General features: G+C 74.7%; 4 protein-coding genes. 2 read left to right on the forward strand and 2 right to left on the reverse strand.

The genetic code is table 11. The features are described from left to right. On the reverse strand, positions 1-259 hold a 259-nt coding region (locus DQW06_RS20785; protein WP_157983527.1), incomplete at its 3' end, for a GntR family transcriptional regulator. 40 nt (positions 260-299) lie between these two features. Between DQW06_RS20785 and DQW06_RS20790 the strand changes: the two genes are divergently transcribed. Beyond that, entirely contained in the window at positions 300-1154 is an 855-nt protein-coding gene (locus tag DQW06_RS20790) for a DMT family transporter (RefSeq protein WP_117199135.1), read from the forward strand. Between the two features lie 78 nt (positions 1155-1232). Here the strand turns inward: DQW06_RS20790 and DQW06_RS20795 are convergent, their stop codons facing one another. After that, positions 1233-1805, reverse strand: coding sequence for a histidine phosphatase family protein (locus DQW06_RS20795; protein ID WP_117199136.1), 573 nt, complete (start codon positions 1803-1805; stop codon positions 1233-1235). A 184-nt stretch (positions 1806-1989) separates the two neighbouring features. Between DQW06_RS20795 and DQW06_RS20800 the strand changes: the two genes are divergently transcribed. Beyond that, a complete protein-coding gene (locus tag DQW06_RS20800; RefSeq protein ID WP_013153046.1) occupies positions 1990-2535 on the forward strand; it encodes a type 1 glutamine amidotransferase domain-containing protein in 546 nt (181 codons plus the stop codon). Positions 2536-2604 lie beyond the last annotated feature (69 nt).

A 2604-nucleotide genomic window follows, 5' to 3' on the forward strand; every position in this document is an offset into this window, starting at 1 on the left:
GCGACACCTCCTGGCAGGAGGTGTCGCCGACCGCGCGCCCGGGGACGCTCCCGCCCGCCCGGAACGCCCCGGCGCCGGGCCGGGTGACCACCACACCCTCGGCGACCAGCGCCGCGACGGCCCGCGACACGGTCACCGGGCTCACACCGTAGCGCTCCACCAGTGCCCGACTCGACGGCAGCTTTTCTCCGGGGGAGTAGCGGTCGACCTCCCTGCGCAGGAAAAGGGTCAGTTCCCGCACACTGCTACGCTGTTTCATGAAGGCTAAAGATAGCGCTATCGCACCGCCCGGAGTAGCGGTGCTCGGCGCGACACTGTGCGCCGCGCTCGGCGTCCTCGGGTTCTCGTTCACCCTTCCGGCCACCGCGTGGGCCCTGGAGGGCTTCGGTCCCTGGAGCGTGGCGGTGGTCCGGTGCGCGCTGGCCGCCGCGCTGGCGGGCTGCTGTCTCGCGGCGGTCCGCGCCCCGTTGCCCGACCGCGCCCACCGGCCGGGCATCGCCGTGGTCGCCCTGGGCTGCGTGGCGGCGTTCCCGCTGTTCAGCACGCTCGCCCTCCAGGTGTCCTCCACCTCCCACGCCGCGGTCGTGATCGGGCTGCTGCCGATCACCACCGCCGTGTTCGCCCTGCGCCGCGGCCCGGCGCGCCCCTCGCGCCGGTTCTGGGCGGCCGCGGTGTGCGGCGCCGCGGCCGTCGTCGCGTTCGCGCTGGTGCGCGGCGGCGGAACACCCGGCCCGGCCGACCTGTACCTCCTGGCGGCCCTGGTGCTGTGCGCCGCCGGGTACGCCGAGGGCGGTCGGCTGGCCGCGAGTATGCCGGGCTGGCAGGTGATCGCCTGGGCGCTGGTCGCCGCCGCGCCGCTGACCGTGCCCGCCGCTCTGTGGGCGCTGGCCGCCGAGCCGGTGGACGTCGCGCCGCGCGCGCTCGCGGGCATGGCCTACCTCGCCGCGGTGTCGCAGTTCGGCGCGTTCGTGGTCTGGTACCGGGGGATGGGTGCGATGGGGGTCGCCCGGGCCAGCCAGCTCCAGCTCGCCCAACCGTTGTTGACCCTGGTGTGGGCGGTGCTGCTGGTGGGAGAGCCGCTGACCCCGGCCGCGCCCGCCACGGCCGTCGTCGTCCTCGTGTGCATCGCCGTCACCCAGAGATCGCGCGGCTGAGCACGCGGATGGGCGCCAGCCCGGCACGGCGTGCGGCTCGCGGATCCGGCGGGTCAGGGACCGCCCAGGACGCGGATCTCATCCCAGGTGCGCGGTGTCGTTGAAGGCCAGCACCGATGCCGGGCGGCCCGGGGGGTAGCGCAGCACGGTCAGCGCGGCGTTGGCCGGGGCCAGGGTCGTCCAGCGCCAGGCGGGAGCACCGAGTGCGACACACACCAGCCATCCGACCAGGTAGGAGTGGGTGATGACCGCTTCGTGCCGTTCGTGCTCCCCCTCGACCGGGCCGGTGAAGCGCTCCAGCGCGCGGTGGGCCAGCGCGGGTCCGGGTAGGCGCTCGTGCTCGGGCAGGGAGGCGACGAAGTCGAGCACGCCGTCGGCGTGCTCCTGCGGCAGTTCCGCGCGCAGGGGCAGGTGGGGAGCGTAGTCACCCGCCTCGGGTGCCCGCACGGGAGTGGCGCCCAACTCCCTGGCGACCAGTCGCGCGGTCTGGGCGGTGCGGGCGAGGGGCCCGTGGTGGAGCCTGTCCACCCCGGCGCGGCGCAGGCGTCGGCCGAGTGCGACGGCCTGGTGGCGGCCCTTCCCGGTCAGCGAGCCGTTCTCGTGTTCGGCCTCGGCGTGCCGGGCCAGGTAGAGATGGCGGGTCGCGGGCACGGTGGTCTCCTCCTGTGGGGGGCTTCGCCGGTTCGACTCCGCGCGGACGGGTCCGGTTCGCGCGGTCGAGCCCCCGAACGTGGCGTGCGCCTCCCCGGCGGGGCGTGTGAGAGGACGGCCTGCGCGGGTAGGGGCGCCAACGCGGCACGCAGGGTGCCGGAAGAGTCCAGCTGAGGGGGCAGCCATGGCCGACACGCTCAACGGCCGTCGGGTCGCGATTCTGGCCGCGGACGGGGTCGAGCAGGTCGAACTCGTCACACCGCGCAAGGCGCTGAGCGAGGAGGGCGCCACCATCGACCTGGTCTCGCTCAAGTCCGGGCGGATCCAGGCGATGAACGGCGACATCGAACCGGCGGACACCTTCGACGTGGACCGCGTGGTGTCCGAGGTGGGGGTGGACGACTACGACGCCCTGGTGGTCCCCGGCGGGACCGTCAACCCGGACAACCTGCGCTCGGACGAGAACGCGGTGGGGTTCGTGCGCGACTTCGTGGCCGCGGGCAAGCCCGTGGCCGCCATCTGCCACGGGCCGTGGATCCTGGTGGAGGCCGACGTGGTGCGGGGGCGCACGGTGACCTCCTACCCCAGCCTGCGCACCGACATCCGCAACGCGGGCGGGACCGTGGTGGAGGAGGAGGTGGTCACCGACCAGGGGATCACCACCAGCCGCAACCCCGACGACCTGCCCGCCTTCTGCGAGCGCATCGTCCGCGAGTTCGCCGCGAAGTAGGCGGCTCCCGCGAAGGCGGGAAAACGACGACGGGGCGGTGGGCGCCCGACCGGCGCCCACCGCCCCGTC

This window comes from Nocardiopsis sp. TNDT3 (assembly GCF_003427465.1).
Lineage (GTDB): Bacteria > Actinomycetota > Actinomycetes > Streptosporangiales > Streptosporangiaceae > Nocardiopsis > Nocardiopsis dassonvillei.